Below are 24,221 nucleotides of genomic sequence, written 5' to 3'. Positions count from 1 at the left end.
GAGCTGTCGATGCCGGAGAGCGGCCAGAGCAATCAAGGACCCGTCCCCGAAGCCGATCCGGCACCTTCCTCCCCCGTCGGCGCGCCCCGCGCGGCAACCGCGGCGACCCGCCGCACCGGTCTGCTGGTCACGCTCGTGCTGGGCGGGCTCACCGCGCTGCCGCCGCTGTCCATGGACATGTACCTCCCGGCGCTCCCCGAGGTAACCGACTCCCTGCGCGCACCCGCGGCGACCGTGCAGCTCACCCTGACCTCGTGCCTCGCGGGCATGGCACTGGGACAGCTCGTCGTCGGCCCGATGAGCGACAAATGGGGACGCAGGCGCCCGCTGCTCATCGGCATGGCCGCGTACGTCGTCGCCACCGTCATCTGCGCGCTCGCCCCCACCGCCGGACTCCTCATCGGCTTCCGGCTGGTGCAGGGACTCGCCGGCGCCGCCGGCATCGTCATCGCCCGCGCCGTGGTCCGGGACCTCTACGACGGCATCGAGATGGCCCGGTTCTTCTCCACCCTGATGCTGATCTCCGGGGCGGCGCCGATCATCGCGCCGCTGATCGGCGGCCAGGTGCTGCGGCTGACCGACTGGCGCGGCATCTTCGTGGTCCTCGCCGCCGTCGGCCTCGTGCTCACCCTCGTCGTGCTGAAGTGGCTGGACGAGACACTGCCCGTCGAACGGCGCCACGGGGGAGGGGTCGGCGAGGCGCTGCGCACGATGCGCGGGCTGCTCGCCGACCGTGTGTTCACCGGCTACATGCTGGCCGGCGGGCTCGCCTTCGCCGCCCTGTTCGCGTACATCTCGGCCTCCCCGTTCGTGATGCAGGAGATCTACGGGGCGTCGCCGCAGCTGTTCAGCCTGCTCTTCGGCCTCAACGCGGTCGGCCTGATCACCGCCGGCCAGATCAACGGCAAGGTGCTGGTCGGCCGGGTCGGCCTCGACAAGGTGATCGCGGCGGGCCTCACCGTGCTCACGCTCGCCGCGGTGGCGCTGCTCCTGATGACGACCGGTGCCCTCGGCGAGGTGGGTCTGGTCCCCGTCGCGGCGGGCCTGTTCGTGCTCTCGGCGGCCATGGGTTTCGCCGCGCCGAACACCAACGCGCTGGCCCTGCTGCGCACTCCGGACGCGGCCGGCTCGGCCTCGGCGCTCATCGGCACCTCGTCGTTCCTCGTCGGCGCGGTCGCCTCCCCCCTGGTGGGCATCGCGGGCGAGGCGACGGCCGTCCCGATGGCCGTGGTCCAGCTGTGCTGCGGGCTGGCGGCGCTGGCGTGCTTCGCGGGCCTGTGCCGTCCCTGGCGGCGCGACCGGCCGGGGCCGGCCGGGGCCGCCGCCGGACTGTGAGAGCTATGCCCTGCGGCGGGGACTGCCCAGCAGATGGTGCCGGTCCCGGGCGTCGGTCCACGTGAAGAGGCCGACGTCCGAGATCTCCGTGTCCGGCACGTGTACGTGCGGCGGCAGCGGCTCCGGTCCGGCGGCGGCCAGGTCGAGCGCCAGCGGCGTCCCGGTCCCCGCCACCGCCCCGGTGGTGCCGTAGGCGACGCCCGCGTCCGTCACCGTCGTCAGCGTCAGGGCGATCGTGCCGTCCGCCCGCTCGTGGCAGCGGCCCTTGCCGAGCGTCAGGTCGAACGCCAGGTTCCCGGCGACGAGATGCCCGCCCGCGGGCGAGCGCACCGCCTTCGGGTACGTGCCCGGTTCGATCTCCGGCTTGTGGCAGCGCACCGAGACCAGCGCCCGGCCGGTCCTCGACTCGTGCACCGCCCAGATGTCGTGCGTGGCCGCGTCCTTGCCGCCCCTCGCCACCCGCCAGCGGGCCAGCACATAGCCGTCGACGACCGACGTCGGAACGCCGGAGTCGCGCTCGGCACCGGCCGGGGCGACGTTCCTGCTCGCCCAGCCGCCCCGCACCCAGAAACCCGGGTCGCCGCTGATCAGCAGGCCCTTGTCGGTCACCCCGCGGACCTCGGTGAGCCGCCGGCAGCCCGCGCATCCCTTGGGAGGACGCAGGTCGTCCTGCTCGACCGCGGAGACCGCGCCGGTGACCGGGTCGACGACGGCGTTCGCGGTGCCGCCGTCGGTGATGAGGACACCGGGACCGGTGCCCGAGACGGACGGCGCGGCGGGCCAGGGCACCTCGGCCCGCCGGCGCGATCCGTCCCTTGCCGCGTACATGTCGAGCACGACGGCGGTCTCCGGTGCCGCCGGCCCGGTGGTCCGCCCGGCAGCGCCCGTGTCCACCGCGGCACCGGTGCCCGGCTCCGGATCCGGCTTCCCGAACGACCAGGCGACGAAGTAGTCCAGGCCGTCCTTGGTGACGGCCAGCAGGCGCGGCGGGCCGCCGACGGAGCCGCGCGGGCTCCAGGCCGGGCCCGCCCACCCCCGCTCGCCGGTCGCCGCGTCCAGGGTCCGCAGCCGGTAACGGCCGTTGCCCAGCTCCTCCAGATAGGCCACGACGCCCAGATCACGGGCGACCGCGTACTCGCGCGAGAGGCTGGACACCTCCCAGCCGCGGCCCGTGTCGTACGCCGCCGGGAGCGTCGGCCGGTTCGGCGTCTCGGTGCGGGCCGAGGCCGAGGGCCTGCCGCCGGCGGACCCGTCGTCCCGGCCGCCGTCCTCGTCCCCGCCCTTGTCCGTGCCGCCGCCGCACATGGACAGCAGGAGCAGCAGGGCGAGCACGGCCACGCCGGCGACCAGGGCGAGGCGCACCACGCGCTGTCTCATGGTTCCCCCCGTGAGCCGTGCTGCACCACGGTGCGTGTGCGGCATGGGGCGTCAGCGTAGCAACAGGCCGACGGCGCGGGGCAGTTCGTCGCGGGGCGCGCGGGGCGGCCGGCCGGGGCCGGTCGCGCGGCCCGGTTCCGCCCGGCCCGACGTGCGTAGAATCTCCCGGTGAACGCCTCCGCCCCCACCGCCGAGACCCTGCGCGGCGCCCTCGCCGGGCTGCTGGACGGTCTGCCTCCCAAGCAGGCCGCGCAGGCCGTCGAGCGGCTGATCGCCAACTACCGCGGCACCACCCCGACCGACGCCCCCGTGCTCCGCGACCGCTCCGACGTCGCCGCCTACGCCGCGTACCGGATGCCCGCGACCTTCGAGGCCGTACGGTCCGCGCTCGCGGCGCTGCGCCGGGCGGCACCCTCCTGGACCCCGGCCGCGCACACCGACATCGGCGGCGGCACGGGCGCGGCGAGCTGGGCGGTGGCCGACGCGTGGCAGGAGTCGGCGCCGGAGACGACGGTGCTCGACTGGGCGGAGCCCGCGCTGGAGCTGGGTCGCGAACTGGCGCTCGCCTCGCCATTCCCGTCGCTGCGCGCCGCGCGCTGGCAGCGCTCTCGGATCAGCTCGGCGCTCCGCATCGAGAGCACTGATCTTGTGACTGTGTCGTACGTGCTCAAGGAGCTGTCCGAGGCCGACCGCGCAGCCGTCGTCGCCGAGGCGGCCCGCGCCGCGCAGGCCGTCGTGATCGTCGAGCCCGGCACCCCCGACGGCTACGAGCGGATCATCACGGCCCGTGACGCGCTGATCGAGGCCGGCCTGAGCGTCGCCGCCCCCTGTCCCCACAGCGCAGCCTGCCCCATAGAGCCCGGCTCCGACTGGTGCCACTTCTCGGCCCGCGTCTCCCGGTCCTCACTGCACCGGCAGGTCAAGGGCGGCTCGCTGGCGTACGAGGACGAGAAGTTCAGCTACGTCGCGGCCGTGCGCTTCCCCGCCGGCCCGGCGGACGCCCGGGTGATCCGCAAGCCGCAGATCCGCAAGGGCCTGGTCCTGCTCGACCTGTGCACCGAGGAGGAGGGGCTGCAGCGCGAGACGGTCACCAAGCGGCACGGGGACCGGTACCGGGCGGCCCGGGACGCGGCCTGGGGCGACACCTGGCCGCCGCCCGCCCCGGCCCCTCGCCCCTAGGGGGTGTCTCGCCGATCTTGCCGGGCTCCCGGCGTCTGGCACCGCGCCTCGCCGCGTTGTCGTCGGTCGCCGACGCTCCGCGTCGCCTCCCTCCTCCGCCTTGCGATGCACGGCACCAGACGCCGCTCGCTGATCCGGCCTGATCGACAAGACACCCCCTAGGGCCTCTCGTTTGGATCACGCCGGGCTTGCGGGCCCTGGCACGCACGCTCGCCGCGTTGTCGTCGGTCGCCATGGCTCCGCCATTGTCTCTCTCCTCCGCCTTGCGATCGCACGCACCAGACCCCGCTCACTGATCCGGCCTGATCCAAACGAAAGACCCTAGCCGAGACGTCTCGTCTTCCCGTTGGTAGGTTGGCTCGTATGACCGAGGCCAAGGCACCCGACTCCACACGCCGCAGCGAGCGCTCCCGCCGCGCGATCTACCAGGCCGCGCTCGCCCTCGTCGGCGAAGTGGGATACGGGAAGACGACCATCGAGGGCATCGCCGCCCGCGCGGGCGTGGGCAAGCAGACCATCTACCGCTGGTGGCCCTCCAAGGCGGCCGTCCTGCTGGAGGCGTTCCTCGACCTGGCCGAGCAGGCCGCCGAGGAGGCGGGAGAAGGCGAGTACGAGATCCCCGACACCGGCGACATCAAGGCCGATCTGCGCCAGGTGCTGCGCGCCACCGTGGACGAGATGAACAGCCCGGCGTACGACGCCCCCGCCCGCGCCCTCGCCGCCGAGGGCGTGGTGAACCCCGACGTCGGCGCCCAGTTCGTGGAGAAGCTCCTCGAACCGCAGCTCCAGCTGTACGTCACCCGGCTGCGCACCGCCCAGGACGCGGGCCAGGTGCGCGAGGGCATCGACCTGCGCATCGCGCTGGAACTGTTCACCGGCCCCCTCGCGCACCGCTGGCTGCTGCGCACCCTGCCGCTCACCCACGACTACGCCGACGCGGTCGTCGACTACGCGGTCAACGGCCTCGCGCCGCGCCCCTGAGCCGCCGTGCGCCGGGCTCTCCTGCGGCGCGCCCGGCGCGCGCCGGGAACACATGAGCCGGTACCCCGGTTGGGGACTGTGGCCACCGGCAGCGCAGGATGGTGGGACGATGGCATTGTCCGCATGGGGCGAGTGCGAGCTGTGAGGGGATAGATGGGCGACGGTATCGGCCGCTTCCGCGGCACGGAGGGCAGGACGTCCCGGGAGAGCAGGCTGGCCCAGTGGCTGCGCCGCCGCACCGGGAACACCGAGACGGAGGACTCGCAGCGCGAGGTCCTGCTCCTGGCCACCGCCGCTGCCGGACTGCCGCTCGCACCCGCCGCGTATCCCGTCGGCCCCAGCTGTTCCTGTGAGCGCATCGGCTGTCCCATCCCGGCCACGCATCCCGTGTCCTTCGCCTGGCAGACGCAGTCCACGACCGACCGGGCACAGATCGAGCGCTGGGCCCGCAACCAGCCCGAGGCCAACTTCATCACCGCGACCGGCATGGTCCACGACGTCCTGGACGTTCCGTTGGAGGCCGGTCGCAGTGCTCTGGAGCGACTGCTGGCACAAGGCATCGACGTCGGTCCCGTGGCCGAGTCCGGTGGCGCCGGGGAGCGGGGCCGGATGCTGTTCTTCACGGCTACGCGGGGCACGCCGGAGGACGAGGACGAGTGGTGGCCCTGCGAGCTGGACTGCCACCCCGAGACGAGGGACGAGCACCCCGGGCTGCGCTGGCACTGCCGCGGCAGCTACGTGCTGGTGCCGCCGGCCCGCCTGCCCGGCGAGGCCGAGGTCGTCTGGGTGCGCGGGGTGGAGCATCCGCTGCCCGACCCGCTGACCCTGCTGGAGACGCTGACGGACGCGTGCGCGCGGCACATGGCGGGCGAGGACGACCACGCCGCCCACCACGAGGCCGCCTGGCCCCTCGGCCGCTGACCCGCACCGCACGAGCCGCCCGTCTCTTGCGCCGCACCGAGCGCCTGCCCGAGGCGCCCGACACCCCTGCGGCCCCGCGCCGTTGCGCCGGCTGCCCCTGCGGGAGGCGCCCGTCTCTCGCACGGTCCCGCGCCGTTGCGCCGGCCCGGCCCTGGGCGAGGCGTCTCACTCCCGTGCGGCCCCGCGCTCTTGCGCCACCCGCCCTTGCGTGAGGCGCCCGACTCCCGTGCGGCCACGAGCCGTTGCGCCGGCTGCCCCTGCGGGCGCCCGTCTCTTGCGCCGCGCCGAGCGCCTGCCCGAGGCGCCCGACTCCCGTGCGGCCCCGCCCTGTTGCATCGGCCCGCCCTGTGCGATGCATCCGACTCCCGTGCGGCCACGTTCCCTTGACGCGGTCGGAGCCCGCGCTCACATCGTGGCGTCCGCACTCGCGAGGTCACCCGGCATCACCCGCGGGGCGGCGCCCGCACTCGCGAGGGCATGCGGCAGGCGAGCCGCATCGGTGCCCGCCCGCGGCGCCCCGCGCCCGCGAGGGCGCCCGGCACTTGCACCGCGCCGCACCCGCGGGGGCGCCCGCGTCGCGGGCCCCGCCCGTACCGCTACGAGCCCTTGGCTGCCGTCAGGCCCGTCAACCTCGCCAGTATGTCCGGCTGTCCGCCGCCGCTGCCCACCGGCACCGTGACCACCTGGCTGGAGACCCGCTCCTTGGTGATCGTGGACTTCACCTCGCCGGTGAGCAGCGCCTTCACATCCGGGATGATCTTCAGTTGTACGCCCTCGGCAGCGGTCTGACGCTCGAAGTTCTTCACGGAGAAGAACACGAAGGCGCCGCCGTCCTGGGTGACGAGCCCCAGCGGCGCGAACGCGCCCGTGTCCAGGGGCTGGTCGATGTACTGCGTGGACATGCCCAGCACGGACGCGTTCTTCTTGCGCGTCTCGCGCCAGCCCGACGTGTGCGGCCCCGCCTTGAAGTGCTCGGGCGTGCCGTTCTGCAGGTACGAGGCGTAGTCCTCGCTCAGGTTGCGCGGGGCGACCGCGAGCGCCGCGTCGTCCGGCGCGACCGGCTCCACGTGGCCTTCCGCGTCCCGCTTGAACGCCGGGATCTCCTTCGGCGACATGATCGCCAGGTACGCGGCCTTCCACGTGTCCTGGACACCGGCCCGGACGAAGACGACGAGCCAGCGGTTGTCCAGGTCGCCGCCGTTGTCCCGGTCGCGGTTGGAGTCCGTGTCCGCGACGAACCAGCGCGGCCAGCCCGCCTTCTTCGGGATGATGTACGTGGCGTCCCCGAGTTCCAGCGGAACGTGCCGGGGGTTGCCGTCGGGGAAGTTGACCTGACGGGCCTTGAGACCGGCCTGGTTTATGGCGCCGAGCGCCCCGGTGACGTGCTGCGCGTCGAGGGCGGGGTCGTACGCCTTGTCGGCCTTGTTGTACGCCGCGGTGAAGTCGGCGAGTGCCTTCGCGGCCTCTGCCTCCGTCGCCGACGGGACGACCTCCAGCTCTCCGTGAATTGTCACGCACGCGCTCGCCGTCAGGGACAGCACCACTGTCGCCGCGAGCCCCGTCGCCGCCCGACCCAGCCTTCTCATCGGTTGCCTTCTGCTCCTCGCCCCGCACTGACCGTCCGAACCCTACCGGGGCCGGGAACAGGCCGAGCGCCTGGACCGGTTACCGCACCCACACCGTGACCGGACCGTGGCGCACGCGACGAACGCGGACGCCGCCCCGCGGGCCGGGATGCTTGAATGCCCGCGTGAACGAACGCGACGTGCTCGACATCATCGACGTGCTCCAGGTCTTCTGTGCCGGCGACGGCCGGTTCGGCAACACCCTCGGCGTCGTGCGCGACGCGCGCCGCTACCCGGACCGGGCGTCCCGGCAGGCGCGCGCCGACGAACTCGGTTACAGCGAGACGGTGTTCGTCGACGACGAGGAGCGAGGCGTCGTCGACATCTACACGCCCGGTCTGCGGCTGCCGTTCGCCGGACACCCCCTCGTCGGCACGGCCTGGTTGCTGGACCTCGACGCCGTCCGCCCGCCGGCGGGCGAGGTGTGGGCGCGCCACGACGGCGAGTTCACCTGGATCACCGCGCGCGCCGAGTGGGCGCCGCCGCGGCAGCTCGTGCAGTACGCGTCCCCCGCCGAGGTCGACGCCCTGCCCGCCCCGCCGCCCGGCGAGGGCTGGCTCTACGCCTGGGCCTGGGAGGACGAGGCGGCCGGACGCGTGCGGGCGCGGGCGTTCCCGCGGCGCGACGACTGCATCGCGGAGGACGAGGCGACGGGCGCGGCGGCCCTGTTGCTCACCGACCGGCTGGGCCGGGCGCTGAACATCACCCAGGGCCAGGGGTCGCAGATCCTGACCGCGCCGGGGCCGGACGGCATCGTCGAGATCGGGGGCCGCGTACGCCTCGCACGGCCCGCGGTCTCGGCCTCCGCGTCGGCCGAGGCTGAGCCGGCGCTCGGGAGCTCGGGCCGTATCGCGCCTCTGCGGCGCGCCGAGCGGTCCCGCCTCCCGCACGCGGTCACGATGCCCTGACCCGGGCCCGGCAGCTCAGGCGCTGAGCGGGAACTCCGCGCCCAGCTCGTGGAACACCGCGCTGTTGTGGTCGAAGGCCCGCCTGCACTCGTCGACGATCCGCTTCTTCTCCAGGTCGTCCACCTCCACCGCGTCCAGCAGCTCTCGGTAGGTCCGCTTGAACGCCGCGGGGTTGTGGATCTCCTCGAAGACGTAGAACCGCACGCCGTCGCCCTTGCGCGCGAACCCCCACGTCTTCTCCGCCCGGTCGCGGATGATCTGCCCGCCGGACAGGTCCCCCAGGTAGCGGGTGTAGTGGTGCGCCACGTACCCCGCGGGCCAGTCGCGGGCGCACGCGGCGATCCGCGCGGCGTACGCGGCGGTCGCGGGCAGTGCGCCGAGGCCCGACCGCCAGCGGGGGCCCCGCAGGTGCGCGAGATCGCGCTCCAGGGCCGGGGTGCGCATCAGCTCGGGCCGGACGAAGGGCCCCGCGACCGGATCGTCCCGCAGCGTGCCGGCCGCGTCCTCCAGTGCCCGGTAGACGAACCAGAGCTGCTCCGTGTAGCGCGCGTACGCCGCCACACCGAGCCGGCCGCCCAGCAGATCACTCATGAAGGAGGAGGTCTCGGCCCGGGTGTGCTGCTCGTGCGAGGCTTCGCGGATGAGCGTCGAGAAGGGCGTGCCGGTTGCGTCCAAGGCGGGCCTCCAGGGCCGAAGGGACGGGAACAGGGCCGTTGCCACGACCGATCTTTCTACTTAGGCTTACCTAAGTCAACCTGTTCCCGACGGCCTGTCGGTAAAAACCCTACCCGCCTAACGGGTCACGGCAACGTGAGAATCTCCGCGCCCGTGTCGGTCACCACCAGCGTGTGCTCGAACTGCGCCGTGCGCTTGCGGTCCTTCGTGACGACCGTCCAGCCGTCCGCCCACATGTCGTACTCGTACGTCCCGAGCGTCAGCATCGGCTCGATGGTGAACGTCATCCCCGGCTGGATGACCGTGGTCGCGTGCGCCGCGTCGTAGTGCGGGACGATCAGGCCGGAGTGGAAGGACGAGTTGATGCCGTGGCCGGTGAAGTCACGGACCACGCCGTAGCCGAAGCGCTTGGCGTACGACTCGATGACCCGGCCGATGACGTTGATCTGCCGGCCCGGCTTGACCGCCTTGATCGCGCGGTTGAGCGACTCCCGCGTCCGCTCAACCAGCAGCCGCGACTCCTCGTCGACGTCACCGCACAGGTAGGTGGCGTTGTTGTCGCCGTGCACGCCATTGATGTAGGCGGTCACGTCCAGGTTCACGATGTCGCCGTCGCGCAGGACGGTGGAGTCCGGAATCCCGTGGCAGATGACCTCGTTGACCGAGGAGCACAGCGACTTGGGGAAGCCGCGGTAGCCGAGCGTCGACGGGTAGGCGCCGTGGTCGCACAGGAACTCGTGCGCGACACGGTCGAGTTCGTCCGTCGTCACGCCGGGCGAGATGTGCTTGGCGGCCTCCTCCATCGCCTGCGCGGCGATGCGCCCGGCGATGCGCATCCGCTCGATGGTGTCGGAGTCCTGGACCTCCGGTCCGGTGTACGGGGTCGGCGCGGGCTTGCCGACGTACTCGGGACGGGGGATGGAGGCGGGAACGGAACGGGTGGGGGAGACCACCCCGGGAACGAGCAGCGACTGGCCAGACATGCCGCGAGTCTAACCGGGGTCTCCCTGCCCACCGCCGGGCGTAGGCGCAGGCCCATGGGGCAGCATGGCCCTGGAGGAAGGAGCCGACGATGGCCCTGTTCAAGAAGCGCACGGTGGGCAAACCGGGCGAGTGGTACTACTGCCTGCAGCACAAGAAGGTCGAAGAAGGCCCGGAGTGCCCGGCGAAGGACCGCTTCGGGCCGTACACGACCCGCGCCGAGGCGGAGCACGCGATGGAGACGGCGCGCGAACGGAACCTCGAGTGGGAGAACGACCCCCGCTGGCACGACGGGGCGTCGCGCCGAGAGGGGGAGTAGGGGACACATCCCGCCCTGCGCCCCGGGTGCCGGCGGGCAGATCCAGGCTCGCCGGCGTTTGAGGCGCGGGGCTCGGGGCGGAGCCCCGACGAGAGCGCTGCCCACAGGAAGCCCGCCGGCAAGGCCGTCCAGCCCGCCGCGCCGAATACCACGAAGAGCCCGTGTCGTCGTACGCGCGACGTCCAGCCGCTGGTCAGGGCTGAGCAGCACGAACCGGACCGACCCCGCCGAGCACTCCCTCGCGGAGAGCTTGGAGGTCACGGGCGACCATGGTCGACGCCCCTGACAGCCGTCGGCAACCGATGTACGTCCCGGCCGGGGCCGCCGGCCGGGCACGAGCGCCGATCGGGCGGCCGCCCGCGACCGGAGCGCGGACCCGCACGCACGGGCCCGGCGTTACCAGCGGGCCGGTGGCGGCTCGGTCAGCTGGTCCGCCAGGCGCGACAGCCGGTCGCGCAGACGCAGCCGCCCCCGCCGCGCGGGCGCGCCGTTCTCCCCGGCCGCCGCGCTCACCAGGTGCTGCACCATGTCGATGTCGATCTCCGCGCCCGGCCCCTTCGCCCCCGCCGCCGGTACCGTCAGCGCCTCGTGCGCGAGGCCCTGCACCTCCGGCTCGCCGCCCTCCAGCGCGAGCACCGTCGCCCCTGCACGCCGCGCGTCGTGCACCCGCTCCAGCAGGCCCGCGTCGGGCAGCTCGGGTGCCACGAGCAGCAGCGTCTCGCCCCGGCGGGCCGCCTCCAGCCGGCCGAGCCCGACGGACAGATGGACCCGGTCGCCGGGGCGCACCCGGTGGCGTACGAGGGTGGGCTCCAGTTCCGGCAGGCCTGACCAGGCGGCCTCGTCCACCAGATGCGCGGCCAGGTGCCACGGCTCGTACTCCCGCGTGCCCACCAGCAGCAGCCCGCCGCCCCGCTGGACCACGGAGGTGCGCAGCACCCCGGCGAAGTGCCGGGTCGCGGCCGGCCACCCCGTCCCCGCGAGGACTTCGCGCAGCAGCGCGACGCGTACGGCATCCATGGAGGCGCATCCTGCCCCACGGGCCCGCCGCCCGGGCGCGATTGGCCCCGGCTCACCCGTTCGGGAGCGGCGTACCAGGAAGTAAGGTCGGGCCATGACTTCGAATGACAGCGCGGGCACCGCGCCGAAGGCCCCGGCCAAGGATCCCTGGGACCTCCCCGACGTCTCCGGCCTCGTCGTCGGTGTCCTCGGCGGCACCGGCGACCAGGGCCGCGGGCTCGCCTACCGGCTGGCCAAGGCGGGCCAGCGCGTGATCATCGGCTCGCGGTCCGCCGGGCGCGCGGAGGCGGCCGCGGCGGAGCTCGGCCTCGGTGTCGAGGGCGCCGACAACGCCGAGTGCGCCCGGCTCAGCGACATCGTGATCGTGGCGGTGCCGTGGGACGGCCACGCCAAGACTCTGGAGACGCTGCAGAAGGAGCTCGCGGGCAAGCTGGTCGTCGACTGTGTCAACCCGCTCGGCTTCGACAAGAAGGGGGCGTACGCGCTGAAGCCGGAGGAGGGCAGCGCCGCCGAGCAGGCCGCCGCGCTGCTGCCGGACTCGCGGGTGACCGCGGCCTTCCACCATCTGTCCGCCGTGCTGCTCCAGGACGAGTCGATCGACGAGATCGACACCGATGTGATGGTGCTCGGCGAGTCCCGGGCGGACACCGACATCGTCCAGGCGCTCGCCGGCCGCATCCCCGGCATGCGCGGGGTGTTCGCCGGCCGGCTGCGCAATGCGCACCAGGTCGAGTCGCTCGTCGCCAACCTGATCTCGGTGAACCGCCGCTACAAGGCGCACGCGGGACTGCGCGTCACCGACGTCTGACCGGCGTCCGGAGAGCGACGGGGCATGGGGGACACTGGGGGGACGTACCTCCCCGACGCCCCGGCGGGCGTGGGAGGTGCCCCCGCCCGATGGACCCGACAGGAGCCGTACCCCATGCCCCGCCTCGCTCTCTACTCCCTCGTCGTCTGCGTGCTCTCCGTCGCCGCGGCGGTGGTGTCCTTCACGCAGGGCATGTGGCTCGGGATCGTCTGGGTGCTGCTCGCGGGCCTGTCGTCGAACATGGCCTGGTACTACATCCGCCGCGCGAAGGCGCAGCGCGGGGCGGACGCCCCGCCGGCCTGAGGCGGTCAGCCGGCGACGCAGAACTCGTTCTGCCCGTCCCAGAAGGTGAACAGGTCCCGGCCGCAGTAGATCTCGATCTGCTGCACGCCGAGCGCGTCCATCACGCCGTGTATCGCGTCGAAGAACACGCCGTTGACCTCGGGGATCCACAGGATCACGAAGACGGCGAGCAGACCGAACGGCGCGAACGGCTCCACCTGACGGCGCACCTTGTACGACAGCCAGGGCTCGATCACGCCGTAGCCGTCGAGGCCGGGCACCGGCAGGAAGTTCAGGATCGCGGCCGTGACCTGGAGCATCGCGAGGAACGCGAGCGCGAGCCGGAAGGGCACCGGCACCCCGTCGAGCGCCCCCAGCCAGAACGGCGCGGTGCACACGGCGGCGAACAGCACGTTCGTCAGCGGGCCCGCCGCGGAGACCAGGCTGTGCTTCCAGCGCTGCCGGATGCGGTGCATCTCGATGAAGACGGCGCCGCCGGGCAGGCCGATGCCGCCCATGATCACGAAGATGACGGGCAGCGCGATGCTCAGCAGGGCGTGCGTGTACTTCAGCGGATTGAGCGTCAGATAGCCCTTGGCGCCGACCGAGATGTCACCGCCGTGCAGCGCGGTACGGGCGTGCGCGTACTCGTGCAGACAGAGCGAGACGATCCATGCCGAGACCACGAACAGGAAGACCGCGAGTCCGGGGCTGGCCGCGAAGTCCGTCCACACGGCCCAGCCCGTCACCGCCGTCACCGCGGCGATCCCGATGAACACGGGACTGATCCTTCGCTCGCTGTGGGCTCTGGCAGCGGTGGTCATAGGGTTCGGCTCCTGGGGACGCGGGCGTGCGGGACCGTACGGCTGGCGGGGAGTGGTGCGCAGTAGACCGTACCGGTGACAGGGGGACAACGTCGCCGGGGGCCTCCCCGGTTCCTTGCCCACCCGCACGGGGGCGGCAGCGTCCCCGGCGAGCAGGCCACGGTGCCGGGCACACGACGGCCGCCGACGGAGCGCCGACACGAGGCCGGCGCACCGTCGACGGCCGCTGGTCGCACAGATCAGGAGCGGGTCACGCGCAGATCGGCGCCTCGGGAACGGGGCGGGAGAGGGTCAGGAACCGGCCTTCGCGTAGTCCCCGAAGCCGACCCAGTCGAGCATGACGCACGGTTCGTCGCCGACGACGTAGGCGTCGTGCCCGGGGGCGACGGTGATGAACTGGCCCGGTTCCACGTCCACCGTCTCGCCGTCATCCATGGTGATCTTCATCCGGCCGCTGACGACGTAGCCCGTGTGGGCGGCCATGCAGCTGTCCGTTCCGGCGATGGGCTTGACGTGGGAGGACCAGCGCCAGCCCGGCTCGAAGACGGCCCGGCCGACCGGCCCCTGGTCCGTGTTGAGGAGGTCGAGCCTTCCCTTGCCTTCCGTGAACTCCCTTGTCTCGTCGGCCTTGTCGAACGTTCTGCTCACAATTCCGGCCATGGTCATCCGCCTCCTGGCGGCGTTGCGGGACAGCCCCCGAGTCCACTTCTCACACTACGCCGGGGCGCATGCCGACAGCCCGCCGACGGGGGAAGATCGGCGGGCTGTCGTCCGTACCGGCAGTGGTCAGTGGAAGGTGTGCTCCTCGGCGGGGAACGCCCCGCCCCGGACGTCCTCCGCGAACGCCTTCGCCGCGTCGCCGAGCGTCCGGCGCAGGTCCGCGTACTGCTTGGTGAAGCGCGGCACCTTGCCGCCCGTCAGACCCGCCATGTCGGTCCATACGAGGACCTGCGCGTCCGTGTCGGGTCCGGCGCCGATACCGATGGTGGGGATGTGCAGGGAGCGGGTGACCTCGGCGGCGACCTCGGCCGGCACCAGCTCCAGCACGAGCGCGAACGCGCCCGCGTCCTGTGCCGCCTTGGCGTCGCGGAGCAGCCGGTGGGCGGCCTCGTCGCCGCGGCCCTGCACGCGGTAGCCCATGGTGTTCACGGACTGGGGGGTCAGGCCCAGGTGGGAGACGACCGGGATGCCGGACTCGACGATCAGCTCGGTCTGTGCGAGCGAGCGCTCGCCGCCCTCCAGCTTGACCGCGCCCACGCCCGCCTCCTTGACCAGCCGGGTCGCGTTGCGCAGGGCCTGGACCGGTCCCTCCTGGTACGAGCCGAACGGCAGGTCGCCGACGATCAGGGCGCGCCTGGTGCCCCGGACGACCGCGGCGGAGAGCAGCGTCATCTCGTCCATCGTCACCGGCACGGTGGTCTCGTAGCCGAGGTGACAGTTGCCCATCGAGTCCCCGACCAGCATGACCGGGATGCCGGCCTCGTCGAAGACGGACGCGGTCATCGCGTCGTACGCGGTGAGCATGGCCCACTTCTCGCCCCGCTCCTTGGCGGCGGTGATGTCGTGGACGGTGATGCGCCGCCGCTGCGAGCCGCCGTAGAGCGCCTTGCTGTCGGAGGGGCGGGCGGCGGCCTGGTTCTGCGCAGCCTGAAGCGTCATGGCTGATCGGCTCCCTGTTGTCATCTCGAGGCGCCCTGACGGCGTCCCCGGACCGCCTCCATGGTGGCACTACGTGCCGCCCGGACGGAAGAGGACCTCGTGTCGCGGAGTTTCTTTACGAGACGGTTTCGTATCGAAATGGTTAGGCTGGGTCCATGACCAGCCCCTCCGGGGCCGCCACGGCTCCCCGCGTACCCGAGGCCGTCCACCGCAGACGCTGGGCGATCCTCGCCGTCCTGATGCTCAGCCTGCTGATGGTGGTACTCGACAACTCGATCCTGAACGTGGCGGTGCGGACGATCGCCGCACCCCCGCCCACCGGCCTCGGCGCCACCCAGGGGCAGCTGGAGTGGGCGATCAACGCGTACACGCTCGTCTTCGCCGGACTGCTCTTCACGGCGGGACTGCTCGGCGACCGCATCGGCCGCAAGAAGGTGCTGCTCTTCGGCGTCGCCGTCTTCGGCGTGGGGTCGGCGCTCGCCGCGTTCTCCGCCTCTCCCGTCGAGCTGATCGCCTACCGGGCCATGATGGGCCTCGGCTCGGCCTTCGTCATGCCGGCCACGCTCGCCGTCCTGATGAACGTCTTCGAGCGCGACGAACAGCCCAGGGCGATCGGCATCTGGACCGGCAGCGTCGGCGTCGCCGTCGCGCTCGGCCCGATCACCGGAGGACTGCTGCTGGAGCACTTCTGGTGGGGCTCGATCTTCCTGGTCAACGTGCCGGTCGTGATCATCGCCCTGGTGGCGATGGTCCTGCTGGTCCCCGAGTCGAAGGACCCGGATCCGGGCCGTACGGACCCGATCGGCGTCATCCTGTCCGTCGTCGGCCTCGTCCTGCTGGTGTCCGGCATCATCCACGGCGGCGAGCTCGCCGACTTCACTGCCCCCTCCGTGGTCCTCCCTCTCCTGGCCGGCGTCGTGGTGCTGGCCGGCTTCGTGCTGCACGAGAAGCGGAGCGACCACCCGGCGATCGACATGTCGTACTTCGGCAGGCCGGCGTTCGCCGCCTCCATCGCCGCGGGCGCCCTGGGCTTCTTCGCGCTCATGGGCGTGACCTTCATCTCCGCGTTCTATCTGCAGAGCGTGCGGGGCCACAGCGCGCTGGAGACCGGGATGCTGATGGTGCCGCTGGCGGTGACGCAGGTGGTGTTCGCCCCGCGGGCCCGTCTGGTCGTGGACCGCTTCGGCGCACGCGCCGTGTGCGCGGTGGGCATGCTGATGGTCGCGGCAGGTCTCGGCTCGTTCGGGTTCTTGGACGCGTCGACGCCGCTGTGGGTGCTGGAGACCGTCTTCTTCGTCCAGGGCACGGGCATGGCGCACGTCATGACGCCGGTGACGGTGGCCGTGATGCAGACGCTGCCGAGGGAGAAGGCCGGCTCGGGCTCGGCGATCAACAACACGTTCCGGCAGGTGGGCGGCGCCCTGGGCGTCGCGGTGCTCGGCTCGGTGCTGTCCGCGCACTACCGGGGCGAGATCGAGCCCCACCTCACCGGCCTGCCGCCAGGGGCCCGGCAGGAGGCGGGCGAGTCGATCGAGGCGACCCTGGGCGCGGCGCAGCGCCTGGGCCCGGCGGGTGAGGCGCTGACGGCCCCGTCGCAGGAGGCATTCGTGAGCGCGATGCACCTGACGGCGCTGGGATCGGCGGGCGTGGCGCTGATCGGCGCGCTGGTGGTGGGGGTGTTCCTCCCGGGCCGGACCGGTCCGGCGCAGGGGGCGCCCGCTGCCGAGCGGGCGCCGGCGGGGGCGAAGCCGCCAGGGGAGTGATCGGTGTGAAGAGCCTGCGGGAGAATGGCCGGATGGCGGCGAGAGGCGGAGCGACGGTGCCCCGGGGTCAGCATCACGACGCGCACGGGGCGGGCGCCGGCACGCGGGGCGCGCACGGCCCACAGGCGTCAGGGCCCGACACGCACGCGGCGGGGCCGCACGGGGCCGCCCCGCCGACGCGCCGTGGGCGGCCCCGCAGTGAGGCCGTCGAGCGGTCGATCATCGACGCCGTCGTCCGCCTCCTCGAGGAGGGCGTGTCCATAGCCGACCTCTCCATCGAGCGCATCGCCCGCACCGCCGGCGTGGGCAAGGCCACCATCTACCGCCGCTGGGAGGGCAAGGAGTCGCTCCTCGTCGACGTCGTCCGCTCCATGGAACCCGTCGACCCGCCTCTCCCCGGCACCTCCGTACGCGACGACCTCGTGGCCCTCGTCGAGACGATGCGCAGCCGCGGTCTCGCCAAGCGCTCCTCCGCCCTCCTGCACAACGTCTTCGCGCAGATGCAGAGTTATCCCACGCTGTGGGAGATGTACCACCGCATCGCCGTCACCCCCCGCCGCGAGCGCCTGGAAGCCGTCCTGCGGCGCGGCGTCGAGACCGGGGAGATACGCGCCGACGTCGACTTCGACCTGCTCGGTGACCTGTTCGTCGGGCCCATGCTCGTACGCACCGTGCTGCGGCCCGAGTCCACGCCCGGACCGGGCAGCGCCGAGCGGATCGTGGACAGCGTGCTGAACGGAGTGCGGCCGCCCAGCTGATCGCGGCGCCCCCCGCCCCGCCGCGGCAACGCGAATGTGCGCGTTCTGTCACAGCCGCCCCACCTGGGCCGATACCAGGAACCCGGTCCGCGGAACGGTCGTCATCGAGGCAGTACGGCCGTCCACGGACGGCGGAGTGACCACCGGTCATCCCCTAGGGTGCCGAGGGGCCCCCGGGACCCACGGCCTAGGGTCCTTCTGGGACCGGGGCCCCGGGCTCGGGGGAGCGGCGCGGCGCGCCACCGGTGTGACAGCAAGGCAGTGAGGACAGCTCTATGGCGCAGGCGTACACGGCGGAGACGGGGAACGGCACGGCGGGAACGCGGCCATCCGGTCCCCGCTTCCGGAGCCTGCTGGAGCGCTGGCGCGGAGACCGGGGCATCTGGCGGCGGGGCGTGCTGCTCGCGCTGTGCGCCGTGCTGGTGGCGTTCCTGATGATCATGCACGCGCAGATCCCCAACCGGATCGGCAACCTCGGCAGCCTCACGGAGACGTTCCTGCCGTGGCTCGGCCTGTTCGTGCCGCTGATCCTCGTCGGCGCGCTGGTGCGCCGCTCGGCCACGGCGCTGATCGCGCTGCTCCTGCCGCTGACGGTCTGGCTCAACCTGTTCGGCGGTCTGCTCACGGGCAAGTCCGCGGCGACCGGCGGCGATCTGACGGTCGCCACGCACAACGTGAACGCCGGCAACCCCGACCCGGCCGGCACCGCGCTGGACGTCGCGGCGTCGGGCGCGGACGTGCTCGCGCTGCAGGAACTGCCCGCCGGGCAGGTGGCGGCGTACGAGAAGGCGCTGGCCGAGACGTACAAGTACCACGCGGTCGAGGGCACGGTCGGACTGTGGAGCAAGTACCCGCTCGCCGGTACGGCCCCCGTGGACATCCGGCTCGGCTGGACCCGCGCGATGCGCGCCACGGTCGCTGCGCCGGGCGGCGAGGTCGCCGTGTACGTGGCACACCTGCCGTCCGTGCGCGTCAAGCTGAACGCCGGCTTCACGGCCAACCAGCGCGACAACAGCGCGGACGCGCTGGGCGAGGCGATCGCCCGGGAGCGTCTCGACCGCGTGGTGCTGCTCGGCGACCTCAACGGCACGATGAACGACCGCTCCCTGAACGCGGTCACGTCCCAGATGCGCTCGACGCAGGGGGCGGCCGGGGACGGCTTCGGCTTCAGCTGGCCGGCGGGGTTCCCGATGGCGCGGATCGACCAGATCATGGTGCGGGGTGTGGAGCCGGTCTCGTCCTGGACCCTGCCGAGGACGGCGAGCGACCATTTGCCGATCGCGGCGCGCATCGACCTGTGACGTTCCCCACCCCACCCCACCCCACCCCTCCCCGAACCGGGGGCTCCGCCCCCGGACCCCCGCGCCTCAATCGCCCGCGGGGCTGGTTTTGCGCGGCGCCTTCGCTGGGGCTCTGCCCCAAGCCCGCGGCGGCGGGGCTGATTTCGCGGAGCGAAATCCAGCCCGTCCGGGGGCACTCCCCCTACGCCTGGCGGCGTGGGAGGTACCCCCACCCACGGCCGCCAGGCCGTAGGGGGGAGGGGTGGGGAATCTGCGCGAAGCGCGGTACCAGGGTCTGAGGCGCAGCCCCGGTTCGGGATGGGGTACCACCCACGGCCGCCAGGCCGTAGGGGAGGGGTGGGGAATCTGCGCGCAATCCCGTGTTCACCGTCGGGAACAAAACATCTGCGAGCATTTGTTCCGAGAACGAACTTACTCGGAAAGGCTCACCCTCCATGCCCTTGGCGCTACTCGCCCTCGCCGTATCCGCCTTCGGCATCGGCACCACCGAATTCGTCATGATGGGCCTCCTGCCCAATGTCGCCGACGATCTCGGTACCTCCGTCCCCACCGCCGGCCACCTCGTCTCCGCCTACGCACTCGGCGTCGTCATCGGCGCCCCGCTGCTGACCGGCCTCGGCTCCCGCGTGCCACGCAAGCGGATGCTCCTGCTGCTCATGGCGCTCTTCATCGTCGGCAACCTCGCCTCCGCCCTCGCCCCCGGCTTCGGCACCCTCCTCGCGGGCCGCGTCCTCGCCGGGCTGCCGCACGGCGCGTTCTTCGGCGTCGGCGCCGTCGTCGCCGCCCGGCTGGTCAGCGAGAACCGGCAGGCGCGCGCCGTCGCCACGATGTTCCTCGGCCTGACCGTCGCCAACATCGTCGGCGTCCCCGCCGCCACCGCACTCGGTCAACACCTCGGCTGGCGCGCCACGTTCCTCGTCGTCACCGGCATCGGCCTCGTCGCGATGGCCGCCCTCGCCCGGCTCGTCCCGCAGATGCCGCTCGACGCCCACCAGGGCGTCGGCCGCGAGCTGCGCGCGCTCGGCAGCCGGCAGGTGGTCCTCGGGCTGCTCACCGCCGTCTTCGGGTTCGCCGGCGTCTTCGCCGTGTACGCGTACCTCGCCTCGATGACCACCGAGGCCATGGGCCTCGGTGAGCCGTCCGTCACGCTGGTGCTCGCCCTGTTCGGCATCGGCATGACGCTCGGCGCGCTCGTCGCCGGACCGCTCACCGACCGGGCGCTGCGCCCGACGTTGTACGGCTCCCTCGCCGCCCTCGCCCTTGTCCTGGTCGCGTTCCCCTTCACCGTGCACACCCCATGGCTCGCGCTCACGGCCGTCGTCGTCCTCGGTGCGGTCGGCTTCCTGACCACCACACCGCTGCAGATGCTGGTGATGCGGAAGGCGCAGGACGCCCCGACGCTCGCCTCGGCCTCCAACCACTCGGCCTTCAACCTCGCCAACGCGGGCGGCGCCTGGCTCGGCGGCGCCGCCATCGCGGCCGGCTGGGGCTGGACGTCCCCCGCCTTCGTCGGTGCGGTCCTCGCCGTGGTGGGCCTTGGAATCGCGGCGGCGGCCGGGCTGCTGGACCGGGACCGTACGACGACGGGGGCCTCCCGCGTGATCGCCGCGGGAAACCCCCGTACGCCCGAGACGGTCAGCTCGTCGTCTCGCGCCACCGGTTCGTGATCGGCAGCCGCCGGTCCTTGCCGAAGCCCTTGGCCGAGATCTTGGTGCCCGGCGGGTACTGGCGCCGCTTGTACTCCGCCGTGTCCACCAGCCGCAGCGTCCTCGTCACCAGCTCCTCGTCGAAACCGGCCGCCACGATCGCGTCCTTGCCCTGGTCGCGGTCGACGTACAGCTCCAGGAGCCGGTCCAGCACGTCGTAGTCCGGCAGGGAGTCGGTGTCCACCTGGCCCGGGCGCAGCTCGGCGCTCGGCGGCTTGGTGATCGACGCCTCCGGGATCGGCGGCGTCTGGCCGCGCTCCTCGGCGGCCCGGTTGCGCCACTTCGCGAGCCGGAAGACGGACGTCTTGTAGACGTCCTTGATCGGCCCGTACGCGCCGACCGAGTCGCCGTACAGCGTCGAATAGCCCACCGCCAGCTCGGACTTGTTGCCCGGCGCGAGAACGATGTGGCCCTCCTGGTTGGAGAGGGCCATCAGCATCGTGCCGCGCAGCCGCGACTGGAGGTTCTCCTCGGCGAGCCCGGTGAGACCCAGCGCGCCCATGTACGCGTCGAACATCGGCTCGATCGGCACGGTCCGGAAGTTCAGCCCCGTCCGGCGGGCCAGCTCGGCGGCATCGTCCTTGGAGTGCTCGGAGCTGTACTTCGACGGCATCGAGACGCCGTACACGTGCTGCGCGCCGAGCGCGTCGCAGGCGATGGCCGCGACGAGCGCGGAGTCGATGCCGCCGGAGAGGCCGACGAGGACCGAGCGGAAGCCGTTCTTGGCGGCGTACGCCCGCAGGCCGACGACCAGCGCGGAGTACACCTCCTCGTCGTCGTCGAGCCGGTCGGCGTACCCGCCGGCGAGCTCGGCCTCGTAGGCGGGCAGCGGCTCCTCGGACAGCACGACGCGGTCGATGGCGAGGCCGTCGTCCACGACACCGGTGGGCGCGTCTGCCGCGGCCGCCGGCAGGTCCAGGTCCAGGACGACACAGCCCTCGGCGAACTGCGGGGCGCGGGCGATCACTTCGCCGTCGGCGCCCACGACGATGGAGTCGCCGTCGAAGACGAGCTCGTCCTGTCCGCCGATCATCGCCAGGTACGCGGTGGTGCAGCCGGCCTCCTGGGCGCGCTTGCGCACCAGCTCCAGGCGGGTGTCGTCCTTCTCCCGCTCGTACGGCGAGGCGTTGATCGAGACCAGCAGGCCGGCCCGCGCGCTGCGGGCCGCAGGCACCCGGCCGCCGTCCTGCCACAGGTCCTCGCAGATCGCGAGCGCGACGTCGATGCCGCGTACGCGGACGACCGGCATGGTGTCGCCGGGCACGAAGTACCGGAACTCGTCGAACACGCCGTAGTTGGGCAGGTGGTGCTTGGCGAAGGTCAGTACCACCTCGCCGCGGTGCAGCACCGCGCCGGCGTTCTGCGGGGCGCCGGCGGGCTGGCCGTACTTGGGCCGGGCCGTCTCCGCGCGGTCCAGATACCCGACGACGACCGGGAGGTCTCCGAACCCCTCGGCGGCGAGCCGGGCGGCGAGCGCGCGCAGCGCGGCGCGGGACGCCTCGACGAAGGACGACCGCAGGGCCAGGTCCTCGACCGGGTACCCGGTCAGCATCATCTCGGGGAACGCGACGAGGTGGGCCCCCTGCTCGGCTGCGTGCCGGGTCCAGTGCACGATCGCCTCGGCGTTGCCGGCGATGTCGCCGACGGTCGAGTCGATCTGATTCAGGGCGAGGCGTAGTTGAGGCACGCGGCTCAGTCTAATCGTCTTTCTGACGCGATGTCGTGGGGTCGGCCGACCGGTGCGGCCCCGCGCCGCCCCGGGTGGACCGCGGCCCTTGGCCGTGACCGGTCCACCCGGAACGCATCGAGGGGATCAGGATCGGGCGTAGACGCTTTCCACCCAGGCCGCGATCTGCTCCTCGGACAGGTGCTTTGCCAGATCGGCCTCGCTGATCATGCCCACCAGGCGCTTGTTCTCGATCACCGGCAGGCGGCGGATCTGGTGGCCCTGCATCTCCTGCAGCACCTCGCCCACGTCGGCATTCGCGTCGACCCAGCGCGGCGTGCCCTTGGCCATCTCGCCCGCCGTCACCTTCGACGGGTCGTGCCCCATGGCCACGCAGCCGACGACGATGTCACGGTCGGTCAGGATGCCGCAGAGACGTTCGTCGGCGTCCGCGATGGGCAGGGCGCCCACGTCCATGTCGCGCATCATCTGTGCGGCGCGGTCGAGGGTCTCGTGCGCGGGAATCCACTGGGCTCCCCGGTGCATGATCTCACTGGCGATGGTCATCGAACGTGCCTCCTGGATGCCGAAAGGCCCCGAGCCATCCCATTGTGGTTGCGCCTTTCGGCGTACGCGACCGCTGCGGACACCGGCGCCGTACCGCCGGGCGGCTTCGGTGACGGCGTCGTTCCGGAGGACGGGCCGGCCGGCGCGGAGCGGCCCGGCACGCGCCCCGGCCCGTCACCAGGAGCGGTGACGGGCCGGGGAGCGATCCTTCGGGGTGCGCGTCAGGCGAGCGGCTGGGCGCCGCGCTTCTTCAGCAGGGCGACCATCAGCTCGACCTCCGAGCGCTGGGCGTCCACCATGCCCTGCGCCAGATCGCGTTCCGTACCGACCGTGCACAGCTCCACACAGCCCTGGGCCATGGCCACGCCGCCGTTGTGGTGGTTGATCATCAGCTGGAGGTAGAGGATCTCCGCCTGCCTGCCGCTGAGCCCGTCCAGCCGCTCCAGCTCGCCCTTCGTCGCCATGCCCGGCATCAGCCGCCCGTCCCCGGCCTCGCCGGAGCCGTGTCCGCCGTGCGCGGACCCGTGCCCGGACGAGCCGTCCGCGGCCCGGTCCATCCACTGCATCGGCGCGCGGTCGGCGACGACCTTGGGCAGCCCCCACAGGTCGAGCCAGCCCAGCATCATGCCGCGCTGGTTGGCCTGCGTGTTGGCGATGTCGTACGCGAGCCTGCGCACCTCCTCGTCCTTCGTCCGGTCCCGGACGATGAACGACATCTCCACCGCCTGCTGGTGGTGGACCGACATGTCCCGGGCGAATCCGGCGTCGGCCGAACCGGCCCCGGGCGTACGCGAGGCGGAGGTGTCCCCGCCCGCCGAGGCCACCGTCGCGGCCCCGGCGAACAGCAGCGCGAGCACGACCGCCGTGACAGCGGCCCAGTGCGTACGCGTCATGCCGCTCACTTGCCGCTCAGCCCGCCCGTGCAGGCCGCTCCGGGCTCGGGCGTCTGCGGGCCCTGGACGTACTTGGTGAAGAACTGGTTCACCCGCGGGTCGTCGGCCGAGTCCACCGTGACCTGCTTGCCCCAGGCACTCAGCATGATCGCGCCCTTCTGGTCCTTGTACGGGCTCATCAGCGAGTACGGCGTCTTCTTGACCTTCTCGCCGAGCTTCTTCACATCGGCCTCGGCGGCCTTGTCGGTGTACGTCACCCAGACCGCGCCGTGCTCCAGCGAGTGGACGGCGTTCACGTCCGGGACGGGCTCGGTGTAGACGTCGCCGTTGCAGTTCATCCACACCTGGTTGTGGTCGCCGCCGACGGGCGGAGCCATCTCGTACGACACCTGGGTCTCGACGTGGTTGCGGCCCAGCTTCTTGGCGTCCCAGGTCTGCTCGCCGGTGACCGGGGCCTTCGCCGCCGCGGCCTCCTGGTCCTTCTCCTCGGACTTCTTGTTGAGCACGAAACCGCCGAAGCCGACGAGTGCGGCGACGACGACGGTGCTGATGGTGATCGTGATGATGCGGTTGCGGCGCTCGCGGGCCTGCTCGGCGCGGCGCATCTGCTCTATTCGGGCCCGGCGCTCGTTGGTCGTGTTGCGGGAAGCCATCGTGGGGTCGTCCTTCGTGAGGT

24 protein-coding genes are annotated in these 24,221 nt (G+C 72.6%); 12 read left to right on the top strand and 12 right to left on the bottom strand.

Features of this window, described 5'->3' with window-relative positions; translation table 11 throughout:
* Positions 1–9 precede the first annotated feature (9 nt).
* Complete coding sequence (locus ACF08N_RS14275) at positions 10–1,335, top strand: multidrug effflux MFS transporter (RefSeq protein WP_392325056.1); 1,326 nt, start codon at positions 10–12, stop codon at positions 1,333–1,335.
* Between the two features lie 3 nt (positions 1,336–1,338).
* Here ACF08N_RS14275 and ACF08N_RS14270 read toward each other — a convergent pair whose 3' ends face one another.
* On the bottom strand, positions 1,339–2,712 hold the full coding sequence (locus tag ACF08N_RS14270) for a hypothetical protein (protein WP_392324885.1): 1,374 nt from the start codon (positions 2,710–2,712) through the stop codon (positions 1,339–1,341).
* 168 nt (positions 2,713–2,880) lie between these two features.
* Between ACF08N_RS14270 and ACF08N_RS14265 the strand changes: the two genes are divergently transcribed.
* The 3 genes from ACF08N_RS14265 to ACF08N_RS14255 all read left to right on the top strand — a co-directional run bounded on the left by ACF08N_RS14265 (position 2,881) and on the right by ACF08N_RS14255 (position 5,793).
* A complete protein-coding gene (locus ACF08N_RS14265) occupies positions 2,881–3,891 on the top strand; it encodes a small ribosomal subunit Rsm22 family protein (protein ID WP_392324884.1) in 1,011 nt (336 codons plus the stop codon).
* Positions 3,892–4,254: 363 nt separating this feature from the next.
* Positions 4,255–4,872: a TetR/AcrR family transcriptional regulator gene (locus ACF08N_RS14260; RefSeq protein ID WP_392324883.1), complete on the top strand. Its 618-nt coding sequence runs from the start codon at positions 4,255–4,257 to the stop codon at positions 4,870–4,872.
* Positions 4,873–5,025: 153 nt separating this feature from the next.
* Positions 5,026–5,793 carry a bifunctional DNA primase/polymerase gene (locus ACF08N_RS14255; protein WP_392324882.1) on the top strand — a complete coding sequence of 256 codons (768 nt, stop codon included), beginning with the start codon at positions 5,026–5,028 and terminating at the stop codon, positions 5,791–5,793.
* Between the two features lie 596 nt (positions 5,794–6,389).
* Here ACF08N_RS14255 and ACF08N_RS14250 read toward each other — a convergent pair.
* A complete protein-coding gene (locus ACF08N_RS14250) occupies positions 6,390–7,379 on the bottom strand; it encodes a hypothetical protein (RefSeq protein ID WP_392324881.1) in 990 nt (329 codons plus the stop codon).
* 164 nt (positions 7,380–7,543) lie between these two features.
* Between ACF08N_RS14250 and ACF08N_RS14245 the strand changes: the two genes are divergently transcribed.
* Complete coding sequence (locus tag ACF08N_RS14245) at positions 7,544–8,326, top strand: PhzF family phenazine biosynthesis protein (RefSeq protein WP_392324880.1); 783 nt, start codon at positions 7,544–7,546, stop codon at positions 8,324–8,326.
* A gap of 15 nt (positions 8,327–8,341) precedes the next feature.
* Here the strand turns inward: ACF08N_RS14245 and ACF08N_RS14240 are convergent, their stop codons facing one another.
* On the bottom strand, positions 8,342–9,001 hold the full coding sequence (locus ACF08N_RS14240; protein ID WP_392324879.1) for a heme oxygenase (biliverdin-producing): 660 nt from the start codon (positions 8,999–9,001) through the stop codon (positions 8,342–8,344).
* A 125-nt stretch (positions 9,002–9,126) separates the two neighbouring features.
* Complete coding sequence (gene map, locus ACF08N_RS14235; protein ID WP_392324878.1) at positions 9,127–9,984, bottom strand: type I methionyl aminopeptidase; 858 nt, start codon at positions 9,982–9,984, stop codon at positions 9,127–9,129.
* Between the two features lie 89 nt (positions 9,985–10,073).
* Here map and ACF08N_RS14230 point away from each other — a divergent pair, with 89 nt between their 5' ends.
* A complete protein-coding gene (locus ACF08N_RS14230; RefSeq protein ID WP_392324877.1) occupies positions 10,074–10,301 on the top strand; it encodes a hypothetical protein in 228 nt (75 codons plus the stop codon).
* Between the two features lie 396 nt (positions 10,302–10,697).
* On the opposite strand, the gene ACF08N_RS14225 is transcribed toward ACF08N_RS14230, so the two are convergent.
* Complete coding sequence (locus ACF08N_RS14225) at positions 10,698–11,318, bottom strand: hypothetical protein (RefSeq protein WP_392324876.1); 621 nt, start codon at positions 11,316–11,318, stop codon at positions 10,698–10,700.
* Positions 11,319–11,412: 94 nt separating this feature from the next.
* On the opposite strand from ACF08N_RS14225, the gene npdG reads away from it, so the two are divergent.
* Both npdG and ACF08N_RS14215 read left to right on the top strand, forming a co-directional pair.
* Complete coding sequence (gene npdG, locus ACF08N_RS14220; protein WP_392324875.1) at positions 11,413–12,126, top strand: NADPH-dependent F420 reductase; 714 nt, start codon at positions 11,413–11,415, stop codon at positions 12,124–12,126.
* A gap of 114 nt (positions 12,127–12,240) precedes the next feature.
* Entirely contained in the window at positions 12,241–12,429 is a 189-nt protein-coding gene (locus ACF08N_RS14215) for a hypothetical protein (protein WP_392324874.1), read from the top strand.
* Between the two features lie 5 nt (positions 12,430–12,434).
* On the opposite strand, the gene ACF08N_RS14210 is transcribed toward ACF08N_RS14215, so the two are convergent.
* The 3 genes from ACF08N_RS14210 to panB all read right to left on the bottom strand — a co-directional run bounded on the left by ACF08N_RS14210 (position 12,435) and on the right by panB (position 14,891).
* A complete protein-coding gene (locus tag ACF08N_RS14210; protein ID WP_392324873.1) occupies positions 12,435–13,232 on the bottom strand; it encodes a site-2 protease family protein in 798 nt (265 codons plus the stop codon).
* A 291-nt stretch (positions 13,233–13,523) separates the two neighbouring features.
* On the bottom strand, positions 13,524–13,892 hold the full coding sequence (locus tag ACF08N_RS14205) for a cupin domain-containing protein (RefSeq protein ID WP_392324872.1): 369 nt from the start codon (positions 13,890–13,892) through the stop codon (positions 13,524–13,526).
* A gap of 126 nt (positions 13,893–14,018) precedes the next feature.
* On the bottom strand, positions 14,019–14,891 hold the full coding sequence (gene panB / locus ACF08N_RS14200; RefSeq protein ID WP_392324871.1) for a 3-methyl-2-oxobutanoate hydroxymethyltransferase: 873 nt from the start codon (positions 14,889–14,891) through the stop codon (positions 14,019–14,021).
* 155 nt (positions 14,892–15,046) lie between these two features.
* Here panB and ACF08N_RS14195 point away from each other — a divergent pair, with 155 nt between their 5' ends.
* The 4 genes from ACF08N_RS14195 to ACF08N_RS14180 all read left to right on the top strand — a co-directional run bounded on the left by ACF08N_RS14195 (position 15,047) and on the right by ACF08N_RS14180 (position 20,380).
* On the top strand, positions 15,047–16,654 hold the full coding sequence (locus tag ACF08N_RS14195; protein WP_392324870.1) for an MFS transporter: 1,608 nt from the start codon (positions 15,047–15,049) through the stop codon (positions 16,652–16,654).
* 32 nt (positions 16,655–16,686) lie between these two features.
* On the top strand, positions 16,687–17,412 hold the full coding sequence (locus ACF08N_RS14190) for a TetR/AcrR family transcriptional regulator (RefSeq protein WP_392324869.1): 726 nt from the start codon (positions 16,687–16,689) through the stop codon (positions 17,410–17,412).
* Positions 17,413–17,687: 275 nt separating this feature from the next.
* Positions 17,688–18,713 carry an endonuclease/exonuclease/phosphatase family protein gene (locus ACF08N_RS14185; protein ID WP_392324868.1) on the top strand — a complete coding sequence of 342 codons (1,026 nt, stop codon included), beginning with the start codon at positions 17,688–17,690 and terminating at the stop codon, positions 18,711–18,713.
* Positions 18,714–19,147: 434 nt separating this feature from the next.
* The gene (locus tag ACF08N_RS14180; protein ID WP_392324867.1) at positions 19,148–20,380 is read left to right on the top strand and encodes an MFS transporter; all 1,233 of its coding nucleotides are present in this window, start codon (positions 19,148–19,150) and stop codon (positions 20,378–20,380) included.
* Here ACF08N_RS14180 and ACF08N_RS14175 read toward each other — a convergent pair.
* The 4 genes from ACF08N_RS14175 to ACF08N_RS14160 all read right to left on the bottom strand — a co-directional run bounded on the left by ACF08N_RS14175 (position 20,349) and on the right by ACF08N_RS14160 (position 24,198).
* A complete protein-coding gene (locus ACF08N_RS14175; RefSeq protein ID WP_392324866.1) occupies positions 20,349–22,106 on the bottom strand; it encodes an NAD+ synthase in 1,758 nt (585 codons plus the stop codon). The genes ACF08N_RS14180 and ACF08N_RS14175 overlap by 32 nt on opposite strands.
* Positions 22,107–22,232: 126 nt before the next feature.
* Positions 22,233–22,652: a CBS domain-containing protein gene (locus ACF08N_RS14170; RefSeq protein WP_392324865.1), complete on the bottom strand. Its 420-nt coding sequence runs from the start codon at positions 22,650–22,652 to the stop codon at positions 22,233–22,235.
* Between the two features lie 221 nt (positions 22,653–22,873).
* Positions 22,874–23,545 carry a DUF305 domain-containing protein gene (locus ACF08N_RS14165; protein WP_392324864.1) on the bottom strand — a complete coding sequence of 224 codons (672 nt, stop codon included), beginning with the start codon at positions 23,543–23,545 and terminating at the stop codon, positions 22,874–22,876.
* Positions 23,546–23,550: 5 nt separating this feature from the next.
* Positions 23,551–24,198, bottom strand: a complete 648-nt coding sequence (locus ACF08N_RS14160) for a DUF3105 domain-containing protein (RefSeq protein WP_392324863.1) — start codon at positions 24,196–24,198, stop codon at positions 23,551–23,553.
* Positions 24,199–24,221: the final 23 nt, after the last annotated feature.

It is taken from the genome of Streptomyces sp. NPDC015127 (assembly GCF_043080095.1).
Classification (GTDB): domain Bacteria; phylum Actinomycetota; class Actinomycetes; order Streptomycetales; family Streptomycetaceae; genus Streptomyces.
The sequence above is the reverse complement of the archived record's forward strand: the minus strand, read 5'-3'. Positions and strand labels throughout refer to the sequence as shown.